Here is a 19,990-nt window from a genome sequence, read left to right as displayed (position 1 = left end):
TATGAATATCTTATTGGCATTTAAGCCTGTCACTCGTCATTAAAATAACATGGAGGATTTATGCCTTCCAAACAATCTAGTTGGTTCGCAAACGTTAATCCTAACGTATTTTTTGGTACGGTCATTATTATTGCTTTGTTTTTAGCAGTGGTTGTGATCGCTCCGAGTTCTTTTGAACTTTTAACGCAACAATTGAAACAATGGATCACTGATTCATTTAGCTGGTTCTATGTTTTATCTGTTGCCTTCTTTCTGATCTTGTTGATTTATATCGCCTGTTCATCGATTGGACGCATTAAATTAGGGCCTGATCATAGTCAGCCTGATTATAATAATGGGTCTTGGTTTGCCATGCTGTTTACCGCAGGCATGGGGATTGGGTTAATGTTTTTCGGCGTTGCAGAACCTGTCATGCATTACGTTACCCCACCAAGTGGTGAGGCCCAAACCATTGATGCAGCACAGCAAGCACTAAGAGTAACCTTTTTCCATTGGGGGTTACATGCTTGGGCAATTTACGCTGTAGTTGGGTTGGCTTTGGCTTACTTTGCCTATAGACATAATTTACCTTTGAAGACTCGCTCTGCACTTTATCCTCTTATCGGGAAAAAGATTTATGGTCCATGGGGCGATAGTATCGATATTTTCGCAACGATTGGAACTGTATTTGGTGTCGCGACATCACTTGGCTTTGGGGTAACCCAGATCAACTCCGGTCTGCATTATTTATTTGGTATAGAGCAAAGTACTCATATTCAAATTCTACTCATTATTTTTGTGAGCATTTTAGCTTCTTTATCCGTATTTTTAGGTCTTGATAAAGGGGTAAAACGTTTATCGGAATTAAACTTAGTCTTAGCTTTAATATTATTAGTATTTGTTTTTATTGCTGGTCCGAGTATTTATTTACTTCAAACGACTATTCAAAACACTGGGCAATATATCTCTAACCTTTTTACCATGACATTCAATTTATATGCCTATCAGCCGAATGGATGGATTGGTGGTTGGACAATTTTGTACTGGGCTTGGTGGATTTCTTGGTCGCCATTTGTGGGAATGTTTATTGCCAGAGTTTCACGTGGCCGTACCATTCGAGAATTTATTGTTGGGGTTTTACTCATACCGACAGGCTTTACCATTATTTGGATGGGCTTTTTAGGAAATGCTGCGTTATTTAGCATTATTCATGAACATCAAACGACGTTAATTCAGGCTGTTCAGCAAGATTCATCAGTTGCATTATTTGAATTTTTGGGTCATTTACCATGGTCTGGGGTTATGAATGTCTTGGCAACTGTTTTAGTGGTTTTATTTTTTGTGACTTCTGCCGATTCAGGTGCTTTAGTGACTGACTACTTAACTGCGAAAACTGAAAATTCACCGACTTGGCAGCGTTTGTTCTGGACAGTACTCATGGCTGTACTCGCAATTATTTTATTGCTAGTCGGCGGCTTGGCTGCACTTCAAGCTTCTATCATTATGAGTGCATTACCGTTTACTGTGGTTATGCTCTTAATGAGTTGGGGGCTAATAAAAGCCTTACATCTTGATGTTACGAAAATGACATCCATTCAGGAAGCACGGATTACACCACGTGCCATTCATAATCCACGAAGCTGGCAACAGCGTTTGGGATTAATCATGCACTATCCTCATAATGAAGAAGAAGTACGTGAATATATTGAAAAGCAAGTGGGTCGTGCATTTGAAAATATTCAACATGAATTGAGACGGCGTCATTTAGAAGTTTCAATTAGCCAACTTGAAGATGGTATGCAGCTTAGAGTAGACCATCACAATGAAATTAATTTTATTTATAAAGTTGTTCCACGTGAAACAGTGCCGCCAAGTTTTTTAATTGGACGTATGGAAGCTGAAGATGGGCAATATTTTCAAGCTGAGGTCTTCTTAAGAGAGGGCGGCCAGAACTATGATGTAATGGATTGGACGCAAGAAGATTTAATTCAAGACATTATTGATCAGTACGAACGTCACTTATATTTCTTAAATGTCGTACGTAGTTAATAGCTATAAAAAAAGGACTCAACTGAGTCCTTTTTTTTAATTCAATTTCTAAATTAGATTAGAAACGGAATTTAGCATTTAAGCCGATAGTTTGTGTGTCGTAGCTAGACTTTTTAACGTCAGCTTTCATGTAAGACGCACCAACAGCAAGAGCTGGAGTAATGAAGTAGTTTACGTTACCGCCCCAAGCTTGACGGAATTCACCAAGGTCATTGCCTTTGATGTTTGCTACGCCGTCGTTACCGATGAATGCAGCACCAACGCTTAACTTAGGAGTTAAGTAAAGGTCAGTTTTTAAACCGTATTGGTTTTCTTGACCGAAAGCACCAGCAGCTTCAAAACCAATTGCCATGTTAGTTCCATCGATTGGACCTACATATTTAGCACGTGCTGTAACAGCATCTTGGTCGTTTTGGATCGCAGCAGTTTGGTTAACAGCAGAGTAGATACCGTTGCTGATGATACCGAAGTTATCTAAAGCGAATTGGTTAGCAACATTTGTATAACCAACAGCCATCAAGAAGTTAGGTAACAACATTGCACCAACTTCTAGCGCATAACGGTCGCCTTGGTCATCACGTGAAATTGCGTTTTTACCGTCAACGTCAGTGTGGTTATAAGTTGCGCTAGCGTATGCAGGAACGTAAGGAGTTGGAATGTACGCCTCACCTTTAACGCCGTATGTACCTACACGGTAGTTTAAACCGTTGTTTTGGTCATATTGTTGATAGCTATAACCTAAAGACACGCTAGATGCTTGGTTTAAGAAAGCTGCTTCAGCTAAAGGACCTTTAGCGGTATCAACATTTTTTAAATAGAATGTACCAGCAACGTCACCAGTGTAGTTTTTATCGTTTGCAGTTGTGTCAACATATTCAGATTGACCTTGAACTTCAAATTGATAAGCATGAGCACCGGTCATGGCTAATAATACAGCAGTGGCTAAACCAAGTTTTTTCATAATCATTTCCAGCAATAACAAGAGATAAAGCTGGGGTCATTGTATTGTAACAATTTATGAAGTCAATAATGAAAAAAAGGAATGTTAAAGATATTTGGCATTTATGTTAAAATTGATTAAAAAGTAATCAAATAAAAAATAAATTGTCAACCTGATAAAAAAATGAACATTTACAATAGGCTAATAATTATATTTCATAGGGAATTACTAGGCAAATGTTTAAAAGTGATTACAATTATAATTGGAAAAAATGATTATGACAATCGTTTTTAACGTTCATTAAAGTATAATATTGTTTACAATGTGAGTAAAAAAACACCATTTTCTTGTCGGATTTGTAATATTTTGAGGAATAGTTAACAATATTTAGATTAGTTTAGCTAAAAAATTTAACTATTTTTAATTATTATATAAGTGAATAAGATAAAAGAAATCTCTATTTTAAGTTGAAAAATCGATTAAATTTTTAATTCTGATTAATTTAATCGACTTTACAAAAGTAGAGATAAGTCACATAATTCAATTGCAAAGTTCACTACCTAACGTTTTTAGGATTTAAAGTGCTTGCCCAGATACGATGTGTGTAGCACATCAGATTTTACGAGCTCAGCTTTCCCCAAGGTTGAGCTTTTTTTTATCTATAAGAAAATCTTAAAATTATAAGAAAAGTTATATGAAATTTACTGGAAAATAATAGATTAAAAAGAACCCAGCTTAAAGCTGGGCAGTGGATGCTGGGAGAAGTGCATCCAAGAGGATAACTAAATTCGTTTTATTATCATTACTAAATTTTTTTAATCTGTAAAACAGAGTTTTTTTATAAAAGCCATTTAATTTTTCGATATCGTTTATTATTTAAGCTTACTAAAATGTAGGAACCCTATAATTATTAAAAGAGAAATGAAGGTTTTATTGATGAAATTCTAGTTATTAAAATGCTAGGATGGATTTAAGCCTAATTTATATAGTAGTAAAAATGGCAGGACATTTACGGAGTATCAGCTAGAAATGTCTGGATTACGTTCAGAGCATATTAGTAATCGACTGTTCTTTTTTATGCTGGTTATTATTTTGTCCTTATTATTCATGGCAATACCGCTTATTGTGGGAAGCTATCAGGATTATATAAAAACTAGACAAGCCTTAGCCGAAATAAAAAGTTTAAGAGCCGTGGCTGATATTGCTTATAAAATTTCTAAGGAGCGTGCTCCCGCCAACAAAATGATGTCGAGTAGTCCTGATGATTTATTAAAGAATCAGCAAGAATTAAAAAAATTTCGTTTAATTGTTGATACGCAAATTGATACAAGCATTCTTATCTTAAAAGAAGCAGGTTATGTTTCATTAGCAAATGATCTGCAAAACAATTTGAAAGAAAATCTTAGACAAGCCCGTAATGTAGTTGATTATTATGGTGAAACTCCATCTGGAGCAAGAACTTCTATCCAAATGGATAATGCTATTTTAGGGATGTTTGGGGCATGGGATAATTGTAGGGAAATACTGCAAAAACTTATGCTGCAATTAAAAAGTAAAGACAGCCGTATTTCTAATTACTTTACGCTCATTATCGTTCTGACCGATATGCGAGATCAGGCAGGGCGGATGGCATCTAATATTATTGCTCCTGTAAGTTTTAACGAAGAGATTCCAAGTAATAACCGTGCACGTTCTCTGCAAACTCAACATCAAGCTAGATATTTATGGGTTTTGGTAGATACCTTACAGCCGGAACAGGCTAAAACTCCGGAATACCAACACTTATATTCACGTGTGAAATTAGAGTTTATAGACAAGGGCATTCCAATTGTGGAAAGGCTTTTGGACGAAAGCCAAAAAGGTGAACCATATTTTTTAAATGGTACTCAGTTAACCGAAGCAATTGTGGGGAAATTTACGACTGTAGTCGATCTACAAACATATATCCTTAATGAAAGTGTGGTGATTGCAACTCAAGAAAATGTAATTGCTCGAAATGGTTTTCTTTTAACTTTATTAATTTCTTTAATTTCTTTGGCTACAGCGTTACTTACGCTTAATTATGCGCAAAGAAGAGTGTTTTCCCCGTTAATAAAAGCGAGGACTTTAATTTTAGACTTATCTCATCATTCCGATCATTGTGTTGATGAGGTTAATATTACAAAAAAAGGTGAGTTTTTCTCTCTATTTGAGGCCATTGATCGATTACAGCGTATGTTGCAACAACGTGATGCTTTTGAATTTCAATTAAAGAATATTGCCAATACAGACCCTTTAACGGGTGTGTCCAACCGCCTAGCTTTATCTGAATATTTAAAAATTGTTGAAAGTTACCCTCAAAAATTTACGCAAACATGTTTAATGATTATCGACATTGATCGCTTTAAACAGGTGAATGATCAATATGGGCATATTGTAGGTGATCAGGTCATTGTTAGTATTGCCGAGCAATTGAAGCAAAATATCCGAAGTTCAGATTTAATTGTTCGTTATGGCGGAGATGAATTTTTAATATTGCTTGAGCAGATTCAATTTGAAGATGCACGTTTAATCGCAGAGAAAATCCGCATCGCTATTTCACGTGCTCAAATTGAGTTGCCTAATACAACTGAAAAGCTACATGTGTCGGTCAGTATTGGTTTTGCAATTGGAGCAGCAAGCTGGATGGAACTATTAGAGAAAGCTGATCGCTTTTTATTAAGAGCTAAGGCGCGAGGCCGAAATGTGGTTGAGGGGTAAGATTTTAATATTATTTCATAGAAGAATTCATAAAACTTCTTTTTGTATGCAGATTTTTTACCTTACCATTAAAGTTCCAAGTGCTCTTTTTTTAATAATATTTTCAATTAATTGTTTTGTTTTTTATTGATTTTGTCTTATGGGCTATTCTATTTATTCTTAGTGTTGAATTTTTAACTTGGTTTTCTGTGAGTTGACATGGTTTTAAATAGAGTATACCTTTTTGTATAAGTTATACGTATAAATTTTAGTAATGAAATTATCAGCTCTAAAAAAAGTTCGATTGGCAAGAATGATGACTCAAAATGCAGTTGCAGAAGCTATGGGAATTAGCCAGCCTAATTATCAACGTTGGGAGTCTGGAGCTGCCTCTATTCCTAAGAGTAAGCAAGCAAAATTAGCGAAAATTCTAAATTCAACTGTAGATGAAATACTTGGTAATCCTCGACCTTTTGATAATTTAGGAATTCATGATGAGATTAGTGATGAAAATACATATTTTGGAGAAATAGCATTTCATTTCAGATCTGGAAAAGGACTTTTATTCCCAATTACTGAGGCTGAAAGATCTAGACTACATTATCGATTACATGGTAAAGGCGACTTTATAGCTGTTGAATCTCTAGATAATAGAATCGCTTTTATTCGTCGAGCTTCAATACAAGATGTTTATCTCTCAAGTGAAGCATTTGATACTTTTGGGCCTGAAAAATATAAAGATTGGTTAGGATTGGATAGAATTGAAGATGAGGAGTGGCTGGTTATAGAGAATATAGAGTGTTTAGAGCATGTAACAGATCTAATAAGTGAAGAAAAAGTAAAAAACTATGTAAAGAAAATACTTTTAACCGAAGAGGAATTAGATGCATTAATTGAACAAGATCATATAAAGAAGGAAGATAGGGAAAAGGTTAAAAGAGATGCATCTAAACAATTAAAAAAATTGTATGCCAGAGCCACAGAAATTCAATGGCAATTTGCTAATGGAAAAATAAGAAGAGAGCCGATGTTTGAGGATCGAAAGTTGTATGAGGCTTTTTCCTGTCTTGAAATAGATCCAGAAGATGCAGACGAAATTATCTATTTACCTACAGAGGGGTATCATAGGTCAATTTTTATAAATACTTCAGAATTAGATTATATTTTTATTCCCGCACATAAATTTAATTATGGCCGTTTAGAGAGTTTAGAAGAAGAATTGGGTGAATAATAATCAGGCTAGAGGTCATTTAATCTTCTAGCCTAATTTAATTAAACTTTATTTAAGCATCGGTTTTAAGAAACGACCAGTATGGGAAATCTCAACTTCAGCCACTTGTTCAGGTGTGCCTTCGGCAATGATCATCCCACCGCCTGAACCACCTTCAGGGCCTAAGTCCACAACCCAGTCGGCTGTTTTAATCACATCAAGGTTGTGCTCAATCACCACAATGGTATTACCCTTGTTGCGTAGCTCATGCAAAATGTCGAGTAACTTAGCAATATCATGGAAATGTAGACCCGTGGTTGGTTCATCCAAGATATATAAGGTTTTACCAGTGTCGCGTTTCGCTAACTCACGTGCGAGTTTCACACGCTGTGCTTCACCCCCAGAGAGAGTAGTTGCTGCCTGACCTAAACGAATATAGCCTAAGCCAACCTGCGTTAAAGTTTCTAGGCGGCGGAAAATCACTGGAATTGCATTAAAGAACTCGGCTGCATCTTCAACAGTCATTTCTAAAACGTCAGAAATATTTTTACCTTTATAGCCAACTTCAAGCGTTTCACGGTTGTAGCGTTTGCCATGACATGCATCGCAAGGCACATACATATCGGGCAAGAAGTGCATAGCGACTTTAATCATGCCGTCGCCTTCACACGCTTCACAGCGTCCGCCTTTCACGTTAAACGAGAAACGTCCTGCGCTATAGCCACGAGCTTTCGCCTCAGGTGTTTGGGCAAATAACTCACGGATTGGTGTAAATAATCCTGTGTAAGTTGCAGGGTTAGAACGTGGCGTACGACCAATTGGGCTTTGGTCAATATCAACGACTTTATCAAGGTGTTGAAGACCATCAATTGAGTCAAACTTTTCTGCTGTTAAGGTCGTTGCGCCATTGAGTTGTGTCGCTGCCAATGGAAGCAGAGTACGGTTAATCAGTGTTGATTTACCTGAACCTGAAACACCAGTTACACAGGTCATAATGCCGAGCGGAATCTTTAAGTCGACGTTTTTAAGGTTATGACCACTTGCACCAGATAGTTTGATGAATTCATCTGGGCGTGGTGATTGAGTCCGTTGTTTTGGTATTTCAATTTTGCGTTTGCCTGAAAGGTACTGGCCTGTGAGTGAGTCAGCATGGTTAGCTAATTCATCATAAGTTCCTTCGGCAATAATCACACCACCATGGATCCCAGCTCCCGGACCAATATCAATAATATGGTCGGCTGCACGAATTGCATCTTCATCGTGTTCAACGACTAATACCGTGTTGCCTAAATCACGTAAGCGAATCAGGGTTTGCAGTAGACGATCATTATCGCGTTGGTGCAGACCAATCGATGGTTCATCAAGGACATACATTACGCCCATTAAACCTGCACCAATTTGTGAGGCCAAGCGGATACGTTGTGCTTCACCACCCGATAAGGTTTCGGCAGAACGAGCTAGGCTCAAATAGTTCAGACCAACACTCACCAAGAAATGTAAACGCTCACGAATCTCTTTAAAGATTTTATCGGCAATTTCACCTTTGGCACCTTCAAGTTGTACGTTTTGATAATACTGTTCAGCATCACCAATCGACATTTTAGTGATTTGGGCGATGGTTTTATCTAAAATTTTAACATTGCGTGAAATTTCATTTAAACGTGAACCATCACATGCATCACACGCTGCATTAGATAGATATTGGGCTAAATCATCACGCACGTAGTTACTTTCAGTTTCACGATACCGACGTTCAAGGTGCGGCAAAATTCCTTCAAAAGGTTGCACGCGTGTATGTTTACGACCGCGTTCATCGATATAGCTTAAATCGACTTTTTCTTTGCCTGTACCTTGTAAAAATTTCTTTTGAGTATCTTTATCTAACTGATTCCAAGGCGTATCAAGTTGGAAACCAAAATGGTCGGCAACTTTTTGCAGCATTGAATAGTAATATGGACGCTGACGATCCCAACCACGAATAGCGCCTTCACTAATGGCAAGATCAGGGTTTGGAATCAGTTTTTCAGAACTAAAGTGACTGCGTGTACCTAAGCCATCACAAACAGGGCAGGCACCGAACGGGTTGTTAAATGAAAATAAACGTGGCTCAAGTTCTGCTACAGCACGATCACATTCAGGACATGAGTGCTTTGCAGAAAAAACGCGGTCTGGATGTTCGCCATTCATCCATGACAAAACGGCAATATCACCGCCTAAACGTAGAGCAGTTTCAAATGATTCAGCAATACGGTTACCTAAGTCTTCACGCACTTTAAAGCGGTCAACGACAACTTCGATGGTGTGCTTTTTCTTTTTGTCGAGTTCTGGTGGCGTATCAATATCGATAATTTCGCCATCGACACGAGCACGAACAAAACCTTGCCCTTGTAATTGTTCGAACAGATTGGTGTATTCACCTTTACGCTCACGAACCACTGGAGCAAGCAACATGAGTGCTGTGCCTTCCTCAAGTGTTTTTACCGCATCAACCATTTCAGAAATCGTTTGTGCGACCATGGGTAAGTCATGTTCAGGACAATACGGCGTACCAACACGCGCATAGAGTAAGCGCAGGTAATCGTAAATTTCGGTAATGGTACCGACTGTTGAACGTGGGTTATGACTCGTAGATTTTTGTTCAATTGCAATGGCTGGAGACAGACCTTCGATCGAGTCGACTTCAGGTTTTTCCATTTGCGATAAAAACTGACGGGCATAGGCCGAAAGTGATTCTACGTAACGGCGTTGTCCTTCGGCGTAGAGGGTATCGAAGGCAAGAGAAGATTTTCCTGAACCTGATAACCCCGTAATTACCACAAACTTATCGCGTGGAATATCGAGAGACACATTTTTTAAATTATGGGTACGTGCGCCTCGAATACGGATATGACTTTGGCTCATAAAACATCTCAATTATATATTGATGAAAATTTAGGTGTTGATTGATCAGCCGCGTGCAGTGTGACTGGTTATAAACAACAGACCCTATATATGATAACGATTTAAAATTGTTCAAGTGGTACAAAATGATTTAAAGCGACAAATTGTGACGGTTAAACGACAATCGACAAAATTTGTTTAATTAAGCAGGTTGTATTTTTAACATTCCTCATTCTAGATTTCTACTCTAAACAAAATTTAACTAGCAACATAATTTTACTAGACGACTGGTCTAATAGTTGTTTATAGTGATTGCATGAAACGATTAAATAAAAGTGAAACTACCCGACAACATATTTTGGATACCAGTTTTGAACTGGTATTACACAAAGGATTTGTCGGTGTTGGTTTACAAGAAATTTTAAAGGCTTGTGACGTACCTAAAGGTTCGTTCTATCACTACTTTGCTTCGAAAGAGGCATTTGGCTGTGCATTGTTAGAACAGTACATGGCTAATTATAAAGTCCGTGTAGAACAACTCTGGCAGCACAGCGAGCAAAGTGCACATGCCCGTTTAATGGCCCTATGGCAGGCATGGATTGATGATCCTGTGCATGGTAGCTGGGCTGAAAACTGCCTGATTGTGAAACTGGCAGCCGAGGTTTCCGATCTATCGGAAGATATGCGCCAAATTCTCAATGAGGGTGTGCACAAATTAACGCAGCGTTTAGCTTTGTTGCTTAAAGAAGGGCAACAAGAAGGATCAATTCCAAAACATATTGACCCTTTAAAAACTGCACAAGTGATGTATCAGTTATGGTTAGGTGCGGCTTTACTCACAAAATTGTCTCAAGACAAAGCACCTTTACATTTAGCTTTAGAAACTACCCAACAGCTGTTAAAACCGACAGAGGAATAAAACATGCGAAGTATTATCCATCGTAATTTTGGTGAGCCTGTAGACGTTTTAGAGCAGGCGGATATGCCAAAGCCAGAACCAAAAGCGGGCGAAGTGCGTATTAAAATGATTATGTCACCAATTCATAATCATGATGTTTGGACGGTGCGGGGAAGTTATGGCTATAAGCCTACTTTACCTGCGATTGGTGGTAGTGAAGGCGTTGGTATTGTAGATGCGTTGGGCGAAGGCGTTAGTCATGTACAACTAGGGCAACGTATTGCAGTTGCAGCTGTGCATGGTAGTTGGGCTGAATACTTTATTGCACCAGCTCAGGGGCTTATTCCTTTAAATAATGAAATTGATGATGAAACAGCAGCACAGCTGATTGGTATGCCAATTAGTGCGTTAATGCTATTGGACTTTGTAAATGTTCAACCGGGTCAATGGTTAATTCAAAACACAGCGAATGGTGCAGTAGGTAAAACGGTTGCCATGATTGCGCAGGCACGTGGCCTACCTGTAATTAACTTGGTTCGTCGTAGTGATGCAATTGCAGAAATGCAAGCATTGGGCATTCAACATGTTGTTGCGACTGATCAGCCTAACTGGAAAGAGCAAGTTAAGCAGATTCATGGTGACCAACCTTTAATTGCTGGCGTGGACTCGATTGGTGGCAGCGCAAGTGGTGAAATGCTGAATCTACTTAGTGAAAATAGCCTGCTTGTTTCGTTTGGCAGTATGACTGGTGAAACGATGCAGATTTCATCGGGCGATCTTATTTTCAAACAAGCTACGGTAAAAGGTTTCTGGGCAAGTGTGGTCAACAAAGAAATGCCAGCAGAACGTAAAAAAGAACTGATTGTTGAGTTATTAACGCTAGCGACTCAGAAAAAATTAATCTTGCCTGTAGAAGGTGTATTTAGTTTTGATGAGATTAAAACAGCTGCCCAAAGAGCAACCCAAGGTGCTCGCCAAGGTAAAGTATTGCTAAAGCCATAAAAACAGAACAAGATCAGTCGAGAGACTGATCTTTTTTTATATCTTTAAAATAAAAAGGAAAATCGTATGATCGGACAAATCTTCATTGCGCTTATCGCCATATTGCATGTCTATATTTTAGTGCTCGAGATGTTTTTGTGGGACAAGCCTTATGGCATGAAAGCCTTTGGAAATAATGCAGAAAAAGCAAAACTCACCAAAGTGATGGCACAAAATCAGGGGCTTTATAATGGCTTTTTAGCGGCGGGGTTATTCTGGTCTTTATTGGCAGATGCTCCATTTGCGACATCAATCGCCAATTTCTTTTTAGGCTGTGTACTCATTGCAGGTATTTATGGTGGTCTGACTGCCAGCAAAAAGATTATTTATATTCAGGCAGTTCCAGCATTGATTGCTTTAGTCGCTGTTAATTTTCTTTAAAAAGCGCAAAATACAGCGTTTTGAAATGGAAATAAGCAGATAGGATCAGTGTATGTGGGCGTTATTTTTAAAATGTATGTTGGGGGCTGGGGTTGTTCTCATCATTTCGATTTTATCGAAAAGTAAGGCATTTTATATTGCAGGTTTAGTCCCGCTTTTTCCTACATTCGCCTTGATTGCTCATGTGATTGTTTATCAGCAAAAAGGTGCTGCGGCTTTACAGAAAACAGCTCTATTTGGTCTATGGTCACTTATTCCCTATGCTATTTATTTAGTTGCAGTCTATGTGCTGGCAACGCGTATGTCGATGTGGTCATGTCTAGGACTGGCAACACTGTGTTGGGTTGTGGCCGCGGCAGGTTTGATTTATGGCTGGCAATTCTTTCAGCATTAAAAGATTAAGAGAAACCTCTTAATCTTTTAAATTGGGCTATATTTATGACTGCTCAGAAACACGGGTTTTGAGCATACCTTCAACTAGATTAATCATCTTTTTGCGGGAAAGAATTCGAGGCAATTGAGACGTTAAATAGTTGCTACAACCTACAACAATCGTTGGTTTATTTTTATCTAATGCTGCAACCGTTGCAGATACAACGTCATCAACTGTAGAGCTTTTCATACCGCTGGTGTCGGCATTTGCAACTTGGGTAAAATTGGTTTCCGTATTGCCTGGACAAACTGCCAGAAATTTAACACCCGAAGAGCTATATTCTCCCGCAAGCGCTTCAGTAAATTGCAATACGTACGATTTACTTGCGCCATATACGGCAATATAAGGGAGGGGTTGGAAGGCGCCTGTAGATGAAATATTAATCATGATGCCTTTTTTGTTCGCAAGCATCTGTGGCAGAAATAAATAACATAAAGACGTTACGCTACTGATATTAAGCGTGATCATTTCTTGATAGGTAGATACAGATTGATCTAGAAATTTAGTCCATTTTCCAAATCCTGCATTGTTAATTAAAATCTCTACTGATAATTTTCTAGCTTGTACTTCATCAAATAAGCTTTGAGCTGAATTGGGTTGAGCTAAATCTAAAACAATAACCTCAACATTCACGTTATATTTTTTTCTAAGTTCAGCGGCTAAATCATTTAGTTTCTGCTCAGAGCGTGCTGTTAAAATTAAATGAATTCCTAAAGATGCTAGTTTTTGAGCATAGGCTTTGCCTATTCCAGAAGATGCACCTGTAATTAATGCCGTTAAATTTTTAAATGAAGAAAGATGAGCGCTCATTTTATTGGTCCGTAATAAAAGAAGTCATTACGATAAACCTTTACCCTAAGGGCAGAGTCAAGCACTCTTTTTGAAAGCTATTTGCAGATTTTAACCAGTTTTTTTAGGCAGAAATCTTATTGGTCATATAAGTATGAGTAATCTCATCTTCCAGTTGCTTTAGATCTTCTTGTAAACGATTTAACGCTTTCTTTTGCTCAATAATTTGTTGATTCTTTTTTTGAATAAGTTGCTGTGCAACTTCTACAGGAAAGCGATTATTTTTATATTTTAAAGCTGACAAGTCATAAAGCTCGGAAAGGCTAAACCCAACAGCTTGCGCAAGGCGAATCATTTTGACTGATTGAACATCAATCGCTTCATAAATACGATAATTTCCTTTTCTTTTTGCTACGGGGAGCAAGCCTAATTTCTCATAATGCCGAATGGCTTTAGGAGTGGCTCCAGTTAAAGATGCTAATTCGCCAATATACATATCTATCTCGCATTTTATGAAAAATCGATCAGCGTATTGAACCATCTGACCGATTCTCTTGAAGTTTTAAATATGGTCTAAACCTAGCCATTGTCTTTGGTGGTAGGCGCTATCCCAAAATAACCACTCAAGTTTTGCACCCATGGTGTAAGCAGCATGCATTTTTTCTAAAGTGTCTGCATCACAACGTGCGGCAACTTTATCAACGGTCGCAATTACATTACGAACGGCTGTATGAAACTCTTCGCCTGCATAGGTGTCCACCCATGCTTGGTAAGGGTTATTGGGAACAGATTTGTTCACAATATCTTTACCAACTTCGGCATAAATCCAGAAGCACGGTAAAAGTGCTGCAAGCACAACAGGGTAACTTTCTGACCAAGCCGTTGCTGTTAAAAATGAAGTGTAGTGATGACCAGCCAAAGTTAATGGCGTGTTTTGAAACTCTTCTTTGGTGACACCAAAATTTTTCATGAAGTCATCATGCAAGCTGCGTTCAACCACAATTGCAATTTTAGCTGCATCTGAAAATTGCATAATATCGTCAGCATCAAAAGCCTTTGCTGCTGCAACTGCTAATACACGACCATAGGCCACTAAATATTGGGCATCCTGAATCACATAATGACAAAATGCTTCTTTATCTAAAGTTCCACTAGCAAGTTCCTGATTAAAAGGCAGGTCGAGAATTTTTTGATATAAATTTAAATTACGTTGCCAGAGTTCTTGAGAAAAAAGCATAAAATCATTCCATTTAAAATAAGACAGCTGAACTAGATTTTAAATCAATTTTAAAATACAAAAATAATAATGATAGATATATCGAAAGAAAATATTTAATGTGATTAACAAGTTAATTAAATATTGTAAATTTCTTTATTAAACATAGAGATAAAGTAAAGGGAATAACAGCACAAAACAACATCGTTTTATGGTTAATTATCGATATAATAACCGCGTTTTTAAAGAAAGATTAAATTTAATTCTTGGTATAGGTCAGATCCATGAAGCATTTCCGATTTTCGATATTTTTTACGGTGGTGTGTTTAGCACTATCTGCGTATTGGGGTTTTACCCATGGACCTGAAGCTGGCGTGTCTACCATGCTTAAAGCTTTAACAATTACAGCCATTTTAGCTGTAATGGAGGTCTCTTTATCTTTTGACAATGCTGTCGTGAATGCATCGGTTCTACGTAATTGGGATCCGTTCTGGAAAATGATCTTTTTAACGGTAGGTATTTTAATCGCCGTTTTTGGTATGCGTCTGATTTTCCCTGTCGTGATTGTTGCAGTGACCGCCGATATGGGGGTTATTGAAGTGGCAAAATTGGCACTCAATGATCCGAAAACTTATTCTGAGCGTTTAATGGCACACCATGCTGAAATTTCAGCTTTTGGTGGAACATTCCTATTATTGGTTTTCTTAAACTTCTTCTTTGATGATGAAAAAGAAACCCATTGGTTTAGATGGCTTGAATCTAAACTTTCAAGTTTAGCTAGTGTACCGGCAATGTCTGTATTTCTTGCTTTAATTGCTTTAATTGTGATGGCAGCTTATGTAGATGACCACCAACGTTTAGCAGTAACCATGGCTGGTATTTGGGGCATTGTGGTTTATATTGGGGTTGAAGTATTAAGTCACCTGTTAGGTGGTGAGCCTGAAATTGATGACAATGGTAATGCTGTAATGCACGACTCATCAGGCGCAGCTTCTGGTGTGGTTAAAGCGGGTATTGGTGGTTTCTTATATCTTGAAGTATTAGATGCATCTTTTAGTTTTGACGGTGTGATTGGCGCATTTGCGATTACCAGCGACGTTGTTGTGATTATGTTGGGTCTTGCAATTGGTGCTATTTTTGTCCGTTCAATGACTGTTTATCTTGTTGAAAAAGGCACATTAGACGCTTATATATTTTTAGAACATGGCGCACATTATGCTATTGGTGCTTTAGCATTCATTATGATTGCAAGCGGTACGGGTGTTCATGTACCAGAAGTGGTAACAGGTTTAATTGGAGTTGCCTTTATTGTTTGGGCTGTAATCGCTTCAATTCAATATACGAAGCGCGAACAACAGTCGCCTTAAGCTAATTTTCAGTAAAGTTATTTAAAATAAAGAGGCTAAATGCCTCTTTATTTTTTTAAGCTGGAAATCGTTAATTTAAATAATGTGTCCCGTATTTTTGGAAACGAATCGGCTTATAATTTGCCTAGTTTGATAAACGTGTATTGATATGATGAATGCTTTGGAACGTCGCTCAACTTTTGCCTTAAGTAGTATTTTTGCACTACGCATGTTGGGTCTGTTCATGATTATTCCTGTCTTTTCTGTAGTCGGACAGTCATATCAATATGCGACTCCAGCACTGATTGGTTTGGCTGTAGGTGTCTATGGCTTAAGTCAGGCAATTTTACAAATTCCATTTAGCCTGCTTGCTGACCGCTTTAGCCGTAAACCTCTCGTGGTGCTTGGCTTATTACTCTTTGCTCTTGGCGGTGCAATTGCTGGTTTATCTGACACGATTTATGGTGTGATTATTGGTCGTGCGATTGCGGGTGCAGGTGCTGTTTCAGCAGTTGTTATGGCGCTTCTAGCCGATGTCACTCGCGAAGAACAACGTACTAAAGCCATGGCCGCGATGGGTATGAGTATTGGTTTGTCTTTTGTCGTGGCTTTTAGTCTAGGGCCTTGGCTCACAAGCCTTGTTGGGATTTCTGGCTTATTCTTTGTCACGACCATTATGGGCTTAATCGCGATTTTGATGTTATTGCTTGTTCCTAAAGTGACTCGCCATCATCGTAATTATCAGCAAGGTTACATGGCACAGCTTAAGCAAGTTATTCAAATGGGTGACTTAAACCGTTTGCATGTTTCGGTGTTTTCATTACATTTACTGCTGACAGCCATGTTTATTTATGTGCCTTCACAGCTCATCGAGTTTGCGCATATTCCTTTAGCCAGTCATGGTCTGGTGTATTTGCCACTCTTGGTGATTAGTCTGTTTTTTGCATTTCCAAGCATTATCATTGCTGAAAAATATCGCAAAATGCGAGGCATTTTCTTAACCGCAATTACAGGCATTATTGCAGGTTTATTGCTGCTCATATTTGGTTATCAATCAAAATATGTATTACTCGCAGGCCTAGGGATTTTCTTCATTGCGTTTAATGTGATGGAGGCCTTATTGCCATCATGGTTATCAAAATGTGCGCCAATCCAGTCAAAAGCGACTGCGATGGGTGTAAATGCCAGTAGTCAGTTTTTAGGTGCTTTTTTTGGGGGCACACTTGGTGGGCAACTATTGATGTTACATAATACTGCGATGGGATGGAGTGTCTTAACAGGGATTGCTATAATATGGTTGCTAATTAGTTTTGGTTTAGCTCAGCCGCGGTATTTGTCATCTATTGTGTTGCCATTACCGCAAGTGCAACAGGTGAATGAGTGGACCACACAGCTATTGGCAATTCGTGGTATTGAAGAAGTTGTGGTGATGCCTGACCAGCAAGTTGCTTATATTAAAGTCGATAAACAGTCTCTAGATGATACTGCACGACGTGATTTAACGCAGTTGTTTGGTAAAGAGGTAGCCATTTAAGCATAACTCTTATAAAGTAAAACATAGAAATGAATAGGATGAAGACAGCTAATGCGTGGTGTAAATAAGGTTATTTTGGTTGGTACTTTGGGTCGTGATCCTGAAACAAAAACTTTTCCAAATGGGGGCTCGCTGACTCAGTTTTCAATCGCGACAAGTGAAGCTTGGACCGATAAAACTTCAGGTGAGCGTAAAGAACAAACTGAATGGCACCGTATTGTTTTGCATAACCGTTTAGGGGAAATTGCTCAGCAGTTTTTACGTAAAGGTTCTAAGGTTTATATTGAAGGTTCATTACGTACGCGTCAGTGGACTGATCAAAATGGTCAAGAGCGCTATACAACAGAAATTCGTGGCGAACAGATGCAAATGTTAGATGGTCGTCAACAAGGTGAACAAGGGTTCGCTGGTGGTAATGATTTTAATCAACCACGTTTTAACGCACCTCAACAAGGTGGTAATGGTTATCAAAATAATAATAACCAAGGCGGTGGTTATAACCAAAATAGTGGTGGCGGCTATGGCAGCAACCCAGCTGGTTTTGGTAATGGTGGTAACAGCCCGCAAGGTGGTGGCTTTGCTCCTAAAGCACCACAACAGCCTGCATCTGCACCAGCAGATTTAGACGACGATTTACCGTTCTAAACAAAATTTTAAAAAAGGCGAGTTTATCTCGCCTTTTTTATTACTCAATTCCAAGCAAACGTACAAGTGCCGTACCAGCGGCTGCTAAGCAAATCACCAACAACAGAGGCACTTTTTTCCAAACTAATAAAAGTGCCAACCCAACGCCGAATATACGCGCGAAACCTGCGAAATGTTGGCCTTCAAAAAAGGTCGTCGTGACCGCAATAGCACACAGCAAAACGGTTGCGCCGTTTGACAGTAAAACTTGGTATTTTTCAGAAAAAGTAAACTTGGCACCTAAGTGAAAACCAGCAAAACGAATCCCATATGTTCCAAGTGCTAGCAAGCCTATGCCCAAAATAATAAGCAATTGTTGATTCATTTCTTTCTCCCAAATATTAAGCCAAAAAGAGAAATTAAAATTGGAAGTCCTGAGGCCAAAAAGGGTGTGGTAATCAGTGCCAAAGTTGATCCGGCAAATGCAGCTTTTCGAGTAGATTTATTCTTTAAAGCATTAAAAGTAAGTGCAATTAAAATGGCAGGAAAAATGGCATCTAGACCAAATTTTTTTGGGTCTGGAATGGCACTTCCAATAAAATAACCAGCCGTGACACCAAGTGGCCAACTCAGCATAATGCATATACCACATAGCCAGTAAGCGGCTTTTTTTGTCTCGAAATCGGGCTGTGCCATACCAAACAAAACGCTTTCATCGTTCATGATATGAGCACCGAAATATCGAGAGAATTTACCTCTGATTAGTTCATTGACCGCAATCCCAAAAGGTAAGTGTCTTAAGTTGACGAGTAGTCCTGCAATCGCAGCAGCAATTGGGCTACCACCAACTGCTAAAAAACCTATAAAAATAAATTCGGCAGTTCCTGCGAGCACAAATACAGATAGACAAAGCGGGATCCACAGTGCTAAGCCATAGCTTGCAGCGAGTGAACCTAAAGACATACCAACAACACTGGTTGCTAGACACACAAAGAAAATCGAGCGGGTGGTGTCTTTACTAAGTTTCTTAATGAGAGCGTATGTGGACATAGTATGATATAACAAACGATTTTCCATTATAATGAATAAGTCTGATTGTTTTGTCAAAACGAACGATCGTTTTTTTTATAGAACGGATGCGGTGAATGTCTCAGCCAATTGAAATTATTGCCAAAGGTTTAAATCGTGAACGTCAAAGAGCAGGGCTTTCTTTGGCAGAGGTTGCTCGTCGTGCAGGCGTTGCCAAATCTACACTTTCACAATTAGAGGCAGGGCAAGGTAACCCAAGCATTGAAACTTTATGGGCACTTTGTGTTGCGCTGAATATTCCATTTGCCCGTTTAATGGAAGAACCGAGCAATCAGGTACAAGTCATTCGCTGTGGTGATGGGCCAACAGTGAGTTCTGAGATTGCCAACTACAAAGCAATTTTATTGGCGACTTGTCCACCCCATGCACGCCGTGATGTTTATTTACTGATTGTTGAGCCGGGCGAAGATCGCCTTTCAGAACCGCATCCAGTTGGCTCTGTTGAGCATATTATTGTGGTCGAAGGTAAGGCTTTAGTAGGACTCATTGATGATGCAGTTGAGCTCGGTGCTGGAGACTATATTTGCTATCCTGCCGATCAGAAACATATATTTAGAGCCTTGGAAAAAGGGACAAAGGCGTTGTTAATTTCTGAACAAAACTAAACAGACTAAAAGAATAATCTCTTTGCGGGTTAAGATTTACTCGCTTTTTCCTACATTAAAAACTATCAAAACTAAAATCATTGGGGCCAATTTTGCGTATAAATTTTGCAATTGGCTCTCTCCTTTATTACAAAAATGGCTCTCGTTTCTTGAGTGCCGAAACGACAAATTAAAGCCATTGGAAGTATGCATACGGAAGCGCCGGATAAGCTCAGTGATTTTTCTGTTTTAGGAATTGGGCAGAACGGCTAAATTTTT

General features: G+C 38.7%; 18 protein-coding genes. 11 read left to right on the top strand and 7 right to left on the bottom strand.

Features of this window, described 5'->3' with window-relative positions:
• Positions 1–60: 60 nt before the first annotated feature.
• Positions 61–2,028: a BCCT family transporter gene (locus I5515_RS10245; RefSeq protein ID WP_199966380.1), complete on the top strand. Its 1,968-nt coding sequence runs from the start codon at positions 61–63 to the stop codon at positions 2,026–2,028.
• Positions 2,029–2,086: 58 nt separating this feature from the next.
• Here I5515_RS10245 and omp33-36 read toward each other — a convergent pair whose 3' ends face one another.
• Positions 2,087–2,989, bottom strand: coding sequence for a porin Omp33-36 (gene omp33-36, locus I5515_RS10240; RefSeq protein WP_199966378.1), 903 nt, complete (start codon positions 2,987–2,989; stop codon positions 2,087–2,089).
• A 1,008-nt stretch (positions 2,990–3,997) separates the two neighbouring features.
• Here omp33-36 and I5515_RS10235 point away from each other — a divergent pair.
• Together I5515_RS10235 and I5515_RS10230 are read left to right on the top strand one after the other, a co-directional pair.
• Positions 3,998–5,707 carry a GGDEF domain-containing protein gene (locus I5515_RS10235; protein WP_199966375.1) on the top strand — a complete coding sequence of 570 codons (1,710 nt, stop codon included), beginning with the start codon at positions 3,998–4,000 and terminating at the stop codon, positions 5,705–5,707.
• A 253-nt stretch (positions 5,708–5,960) separates the two neighbouring features.
• Positions 5,961–6,917, top strand: coding sequence for a helix-turn-helix domain-containing protein (locus tag I5515_RS10230; protein WP_199966373.1), 957 nt, complete (start codon positions 5,961–5,963; stop codon positions 6,915–6,917).
• 48 nt (positions 6,918–6,965) lie between these two features.
• On the opposite strand, the gene uvrA is transcribed toward I5515_RS10230, so the two are convergent.
• The gene (gene uvrA / locus I5515_RS10225; RefSeq protein ID WP_199966370.1) at positions 6,966–9,797 is read right to left on the bottom strand and encodes an excinuclease ABC subunit UvrA; all 2,832 of its coding nucleotides are present in this window, start codon (positions 9,795–9,797) and stop codon (positions 6,966–6,968) included.
• A 295-nt stretch (positions 9,798–10,092) separates the two neighbouring features.
• Here uvrA and I5515_RS10220 point away from each other — a divergent pair, with 295 nt between their 5' ends.
• The 4 genes from I5515_RS10220 (at position 10,093) to I5515_RS10205 (ending at position 12,490) form a co-directional block, all read left to right on the top strand.
• A complete protein-coding gene (locus I5515_RS10220) occupies positions 10,093–10,695 on the top strand; it encodes a TetR/AcrR family transcriptional regulator (RefSeq protein WP_199966368.1) in 603 nt (200 codons plus the stop codon).
• A gap of 3 nt (positions 10,696–10,698) precedes the next feature.
• Complete coding sequence (locus I5515_RS10215; protein ID WP_199966366.1) at positions 10,699–11,676, top strand: zinc-binding dehydrogenase; 978 nt, start codon at positions 10,699–10,701, stop codon at positions 11,674–11,676.
• 66 nt (positions 11,677–11,742) lie between these two features.
• Complete coding sequence (locus I5515_RS10210; RefSeq protein WP_002053763.1) at positions 11,743–12,096, top strand: DUF1304 domain-containing protein; 354 nt, start codon at positions 11,743–11,745, stop codon at positions 12,094–12,096.
• A gap of 52 nt (positions 12,097–12,148) precedes the next feature.
• Complete coding sequence (locus I5515_RS10205; protein ID WP_199966364.1) at positions 12,149–12,490, top strand: GlpM family protein; 342 nt, start codon at positions 12,149–12,151, stop codon at positions 12,488–12,490.
• A 42-nt stretch (positions 12,491–12,532) separates the two neighbouring features.
• On the opposite strand, the gene I5515_RS10200 is transcribed toward I5515_RS10205, so the two are convergent.
• The 3 genes from I5515_RS10200 to tenA form a co-directional block, all read right to left on the bottom strand.
• Positions 12,533–13,339: an SDR family NAD(P)-dependent oxidoreductase gene (locus tag I5515_RS10200; RefSeq protein WP_199966362.1), complete on the bottom strand. Its 807-nt coding sequence runs from the start codon at positions 13,337–13,339 to the stop codon at positions 12,533–12,535.
• A gap of 103 nt (positions 13,340–13,442) precedes the next feature.
• Complete coding sequence (locus tag I5515_RS10195; protein ID WP_199966359.1) at positions 13,443–13,814, bottom strand: MerR family transcriptional regulator; 372 nt, start codon at positions 13,812–13,814, stop codon at positions 13,443–13,445.
• Positions 13,815–13,880: 66 nt separating this feature from the next.
• Entirely contained in the window at positions 13,881–14,555 is a 675-nt protein-coding gene (gene tenA / locus I5515_RS10190) for a thiaminase II (RefSeq protein WP_199966357.1), read from the bottom strand.
• Between the two features lie 263 nt (positions 14,556–14,818).
• Here tenA and I5515_RS10185 point away from each other — a divergent pair, with 263 nt between their 5' ends.
• The 3 genes from I5515_RS10185 (at position 14,819) to ssb (ending at position 18,059) form a co-directional block, all read left to right on the top strand.
• On the top strand, positions 14,819–15,901 hold the full coding sequence (locus I5515_RS10185) for a DUF475 domain-containing protein (RefSeq protein WP_199966355.1): 1,083 nt from the start codon (positions 14,819–14,821) through the stop codon (positions 15,899–15,901).
• A 148-nt stretch (positions 15,902–16,049) separates the two neighbouring features.
• A complete protein-coding gene (locus I5515_RS10180) occupies positions 16,050–17,414 on the top strand; it encodes an MFS transporter (protein WP_199966353.1) in 1,365 nt (454 codons plus the stop codon).
• Positions 17,415–17,465: 51 nt separating this feature from the next.
• Positions 17,466–18,059 carry a single-stranded DNA-binding protein gene (gene ssb / locus I5515_RS10175; RefSeq protein WP_004639902.1) on the top strand — a complete coding sequence of 198 codons (594 nt, stop codon included), beginning with the start codon at positions 17,466–17,468 and terminating at the stop codon, positions 18,057–18,059.
• A gap of 40 nt (positions 18,060–18,099) precedes the next feature.
• Here the strand turns inward: ssb and I5515_RS10170 are convergent, their stop codons facing one another.
• Both I5515_RS10170 and I5515_RS10165 read right to left on the bottom strand, forming a co-directional pair.
• Entirely contained in the window at positions 18,100–18,423 is a 324-nt protein-coding gene (locus tag I5515_RS10170) for an AzlD domain-containing protein (RefSeq protein WP_199966351.1), read from the bottom strand.
• Positions 18,420–19,115 (bottom strand): AzlC family ABC transporter permease, encoded by a 696-nt coding sequence (locus I5515_RS10165; RefSeq protein ID WP_199966349.1) that lies wholly within the window; start codon positions 19,113–19,115, stop codon positions 18,420–18,422. The genes I5515_RS10170 and I5515_RS10165 overlap by 4 nt, the downstream gene beginning before the upstream one ends.
• Positions 19,116–19,183: 68 nt before the next feature.
• Between I5515_RS10165 and I5515_RS10160 the strand changes: the two genes are divergently transcribed.
• Entirely contained in the window at positions 19,184–19,732 is a 549-nt protein-coding gene (locus I5515_RS10160; RefSeq protein WP_199966346.1) for a helix-turn-helix domain-containing protein, read from the top strand.
• The last annotated feature ends 258 nt before the right edge of the window (positions 19,733–19,990 follow it).

The organism is Acinetobacter calcoaceticus (assembly GCF_016508255.1).
In the GTDB taxonomy this organism is placed as follows: Bacteria; Pseudomonadota; Gammaproteobacteria; order Pseudomonadales; family Moraxellaceae; genus Acinetobacter; species Acinetobacter calcoaceticus_E.
Note: the sequence above shows the minus strand (reverse complement) of the source record. Positions and strands in the feature narration are given on the sequence as shown.

Excerpts from the sequence above, each read along its gene's own strand:
- I5515_RS10195 (WP_199966359.1), bottom strand. The coding sequence starts at position 13,814 with ATGTATATTGGCGAATTAGCATCTTTAACTGGAGCCACTCCTAAAGCC.
- I5515_RS10230 (WP_199966373.1), top strand. The coding sequence starts at position 5,961 with ATGAAATTATCAGCTCTAAAAAAAGTTCGATTGGCAAGAATGATGACT.
- I5515_RS10245 (WP_199966380.1), top strand. The coding sequence starts at position 61 with ATGCCTTCCAAACAATCTAGTTGGTTCGCAAACGTTAATCCTAACGTA.
- I5515_RS10215 (WP_199966366.1), top strand. The coding sequence starts at position 10,699 with ATGCGAAGTATTATCCATCGTAATTTTGGTGAGCCTGTAGACGTTTTA.
- I5515_RS10200 (WP_199966362.1), bottom strand. The coding sequence starts at position 13,339 with ATGAGCGCTCATCTTTCTTCATTTAAAAATTTAACGGCATTAATTACA.
- I5515_RS10180 (WP_199966353.1), top strand. The coding sequence starts at position 16,050 with ATGATGAATGCTTTGGAACGTCGCTCAACTTTTGCCTTAAGTAGTATT.
- I5515_RS10235 (WP_199966375.1), top strand. The coding sequence starts at position 3,998 with ATGTCTGGATTACGTTCAGAGCATATTAGTAATCGACTGTTCTTTTTT.
- I5515_RS10220 (WP_199966368.1), top strand. The coding sequence starts at position 10,093 with ATGAAACGATTAAATAAAAGTGAAACTACCCGACAACATATTTTGGAT.
- I5515_RS10185 (WP_199966355.1), top strand. The coding sequence starts at position 14,819 with ATGAAGCATTTCCGATTTTCGATATTTTTTACGGTGGTGTGTTTAGCA.
- I5515_RS10165 (WP_199966349.1), bottom strand. The coding sequence starts at position 19,115 with ATGGAAAATCGTTTGTTATATCATACTATGTCCACATACGCTCTCATT.
- uvrA (WP_199966370.1), bottom strand. The coding sequence starts at position 9,797 with ATGAGCCAAAGTCATATCCGTATTCGAGGCGCACGTACCCATAATTTA.
- I5515_RS10205 (WP_199966364.1), top strand. The coding sequence starts at position 12,149 with ATGTGGGCGTTATTTTTAAAATGTATGTTGGGGGCTGGGGTTGTTCTC.
- I5515_RS10160 (WP_199966346.1), top strand. The coding sequence starts at position 19,184 with ATGTCTCAGCCAATTGAAATTATTGCCAAAGGTTTAAATCGTGAACGT.
- tenA (WP_199966357.1), bottom strand. The coding sequence starts at position 14,555 with ATGCTTTTTTCTCAAGAACTCTGGCAACGTAATTTAAATTTATATCAA.
- ssb (WP_004639902.1), top strand. The coding sequence starts at position 17,466 with ATGCGTGGTGTAAATAAGGTTATTTTGGTTGGTACTTTGGGTCGTGAT.
- I5515_RS10170 (WP_199966351.1), bottom strand. The coding sequence starts at position 18,423 with ATGAATCAACAATTGCTTATTATTTTGGGCATAGGCTTGCTAGCACTT.
- I5515_RS10210 (WP_002053763.1), top strand. The coding sequence starts at position 11,743 with ATGATCGGACAAATCTTCATTGCGCTTATCGCCATATTGCATGTCTAT.
- omp33-36 (WP_199966378.1), bottom strand. The coding sequence starts at position 2,989 with ATGAAAAAACTTGGTTTAGCCACTGCTGTATTATTAGCCATGACCGGT.